The 3,264-nt window shown below is 71.8% G+C and carries 3 protein-coding genes; 2 read left to right on the forward strand and 1 reads right to left on the reverse strand.

The window, feature by feature from the left end:
* Positions 1 to 22: 22 nt before the first annotated feature.
* Positions 23 to 808, reverse strand: coding sequence for an alpha/beta fold hydrolase (locus tag P3T34_RS29890; protein ID WP_280669135.1), 786 nt, complete (start codon positions 806 to 808; stop codon positions 23 to 25).
* A gap of 182 nt (positions 809 to 990) precedes the next feature.
* On the opposite strand from P3T34_RS29890, the gene P3T34_RS29895 reads away from it, so the two are divergent.
* Positions 991 to 1,935, forward strand: coding sequence for a TauD/TfdA family dioxygenase (locus tag P3T34_RS29895; protein ID WP_280669136.1), 945 nt, complete (start codon positions 991 to 993; stop codon positions 1,933 to 1,935).
* A gap of 73 nt (positions 1,936 to 2,008) precedes the next feature.
* The gene (locus P3T34_RS29900; protein ID WP_280669137.1) at positions 2,009 to 3,001 is read left to right on the forward strand and encodes a TauD/TfdA family dioxygenase; all 993 of its coding nucleotides are present in this window, start codon (positions 2,009 to 2,011) and stop codon (positions 2,999 to 3,001) included.
* Positions 3,002 to 3,264: the final 263 nt, after the last annotated feature.

Here is a 3,264-nt window from a genome sequence, read left to right on the forward strand (position 1 = left end):
CCGCGCCGATCCGGTCCACGGGTCAGCGCGGGGCGGGGCGGGCGACCCGGCGCAGCCGCAGGTCGTCGGCCAGGTGGCTGCCGAGGTGGCGCAGCAGCGCGTCCTCGGCCTGCTCCAGGTAGAAATGGCCGCCCGCAAAGGTGTGGAACTCGGCTCTGGCCATGGTCAGTTCGGACCAGGCCCGGACCAACTCCGAGGTGCAGCCGCGGTCCTGCTCGCCGGAGTACACCACCACCGGGCAGCCGATCCGCTCCGGTGCACTGGGCCGGTAGCTCTCGATCAGCCGGAAGTCGGCGCGCAGCGGCGGCAGCAGCAGCTCGCGCACCGCCTCCTCGGAGAGCAGGCCCACGGTGGAACTGCCCAGCCTGGCCAGCGCCCCGAGCAGCGTCTCGGTGTCGGCCTCGGCCAGCGGGACGGCGGAGGGTTCCACCCGGTGCGGCGCGCCGCGACCGGAGGCGAACAGCCGGGTGGGGCGCAGGCCGTGCTCGCGGGCCAGGCGCAGCGCGCACTCGTAGGCCACCGCGCTGCCCATGCTGTGCCCGAAGAAGGCGAACGGGCGGTCCAGTCGGGGCAGCAGGGCCCGGGTCAGCCGGTCGGCCAGCTCGGACATCGCGGTGATCGCCGGCTCACCGATCCGGTCCTGCCGACCCGGGTAGCAGACCGCGAGCAGCTCGACTCCGGCCGGCAGCCGGCGCTGCCAGGAGCGGTAGAAGCTCGGCGAGCCACCGGCGTGCGGGAAGCACACCAGGCGCAACCCCGGATCCGCCGGGGCGTCGTAGCGGTGGAACCAGGTGCCGGCCGTGCTCATCGAACTCCTCCAGGGTGTGGGCGCAGGGTGCCGGGCAGCATGGGTGGACGGTCTATGCGCCGGCCATATCGGCCGGGCGCGCAACCCCTGCCAGGAGCGGATATCGCTGCCGTATAGGCACACCTCCCAGCCTCGCTGCAGAGCGGCATCGCACCTGCCGCACCAGCCTGTGAGGAGTTTCTATGCCGACACCCCAACTGACCTGGACGCCGCAGGAGATCCACCCGTCCGACGTGGGCGTCCCGGCGACCGTGGCGGGTCTGACCGCCTATCTGAGCGGCGCCGGGTCGGCGCTGGACGAGCAGCTGCTGGCGTCGAAGGCCCTGGTCTTCCGGGGTTTCGGCGTCGCCGAGTCCACCATGGACCCGGTCCTCGACCTGCTGCTCGCCGACCGGCTCGCCTATGTGCACGGCAACTCGCCGCGCACCAAGGTCGGCGCCAATGTCTACACGTCGACCGAGTACCCGGCCGCCTTCACCATCTCGATGCACAACGAGCTCTCGTACAGCACGACATGGCCTGCCCGCCTGCTGTTCCTCTGCGCGCAGCCGTCCGAGACCGGCGGTGCGACCTCGGTGGTGGACGCCGCGTACTGGCTGGACTCGTTGGACGAGGAGGTCCGGGCCGCCTACGCGGGCGGGGTGCGCTACACCCAGAACCTGCACAGCGGCTTCGGCCTGGGCAAGAGCTGGCAGGAGACCTTCGAGAGCACCGAGCGCGACCGGGTCGAGGAGTTCCTCGCGGAGGCCGGCGCCGAGTGGACCTGGCGCCGCGACGGCGGCCTGCGGATCACCCAGACCCGCCCGTCCACCACCTGCCACCCGGTCACCGGCACCGAGGTCTGGTTCAACCAGTCCGACCAGTGGCACTCGGCCGCGCTCGGCGACGAGGGCACGGCGCTGGCGAAGATCCTGCCCGTCGACGAGCTGCCGCAGTCGGTGAGCTTCGCCGACGGCAGCCCGATCCCGGACGACTACATCCTGCAGGTCCGCGACCGCGGCCTCGCCGGCGCCGTGGATGTCGACTGGCGGCGCGGCGACCTGCTGCTGATCGACAACGTCCTGGTGGCGCACGGCCGTCGGCCGTTCACCGGCAGCCGCCGGGTACTCGTCGCGATGTCCGCCTGATGCACCGCGCGCATCGTACCCACGAGGACCGTACCCCGACCACCACTGACTGACCGACGGAAGAAGGAACTTCATGAGCACACTGACCGAAGCGGTCCAGGCGCCGGCCCGCGGCTCCCTGACGCTCTGGCTCACCGACCTCGAACGCTCCCAACTGGCCAGACTGGCCGAGGAACTGGCCGCCCACGGCAGCGGCCTGGTGGACGACCCGCAGTGGCTCGACCACGCCCGCGAGCTGTCCTGCCGGATCCCGCTGCGGCTGCGCGAGGCGATCCGCGAGTACCGCTACGACTGCGGACCGGACGCGCTGCTGATGCTGCACAACCTCCCCGTGGACGAGCACACCCTGCCCGAAACCCCCACCGTCCGGGAGTCGGTGGAGCGCCGCACCACCGTCCCGGCGGCCATCTCGGCGCTGCTGTCGCTGCACCTCGGCGAGGTCGTCGCGTTCCGCGAGGAGAAGTCCGGCGCGCTGGTGCAGAACGTGGTGCCGGTGCCGGGCATGGAGGCGTCGCAGAGCAACGCCGGCTCGGTCGACCTGCAGATGCACGTCGAGAACGCCTTCCACCTCAACCGGCCCGACTACGTCGGCCTGCTCTGCCTGCGCAACGACCACACCAGGACGGCCGGGACGCTGGTCTCCTCGATCCGCCGGGCGCTGCCACTGGTCCCCGACCAGGCCCGCCGGGTGCTGGCCGAGCCGCGCTTCGTCACCCAGCCGCCGCCGTCGTTCCAGGGCGGCGACGCCGCCGAGGTGCACGCGGTGCTGTACGGGGACCCGGTGGACCCGAACATCCGGGTGGACTTCGCGGCCACCGTGGCGCTGGACGAGGAGGGCACGCAGGCGCTGGAGCAGCTGCGCGACGCGATCGTGCTGGCGTCGTCGGTGCTGGTCCTGCAGTCCGGTGACCTGGCGTTCATCGACAACCGGATGGCGCTGCACGGGCGCAGCTCGTTCGTGCCGCGCTACGACGGGCACGACCGCTGGCTGCACCGCACCTTCGTGCACCTGGACAACCGTCGCAGCCGGGTGGACCGTCCGGACAACGGCGCGATCCTGCGCTGACCCGGACGACCGTACGGCCTGTACGGGCCTGTATGGCCTGTACGGCCCTGCCACTCTGCTGCCGCGTACCGATCCGGCTCCACGCCGGTCGGTGCGCGGCAGCAGGCGTCTCATCGACCGACCAGCACCCCCGCGAAGTGGATATAGAAGCGCTATAGCACCGGGGCGGAATCTACAACTGGCCCAGTGAGCCGAGTGAGTTGACCTCCGCTTGCGCACCCACGGCCCCGCCAGCGTCCGACCCCACTCGCGAGGAGCATCCG

Origin of the sequence: Kitasatospora sp. MAP12-44 (assembly GCF_029892095.1) — a bacterium.
Classification (GTDB): Bacteria; Actinomycetota; Actinomycetes; order Streptomycetales; family Streptomycetaceae; genus Kitasatospora.

Excerpts from the sequence above, each read along its gene's own strand:
- P3T34_RS29900 (WP_280669137.1), top strand. The coding sequence starts at position 2,009 with ATGAGCACACTGACCGAAGCGGTCCAGGCGCCGGCCCGCGGCTCCCTG.
- P3T34_RS29895 (WP_280669136.1), top strand. The coding sequence starts at position 991 with ATGCCGACACCCCAACTGACCTGGACGCCGCAGGAGATCCACCCGTCC.
- P3T34_RS29890 (WP_280669135.1), bottom strand. The coding sequence starts at position 808 with ATGAGCACGGCCGGCACCTGGTTCCACCGCTACGACGCCCCGGCGGAT.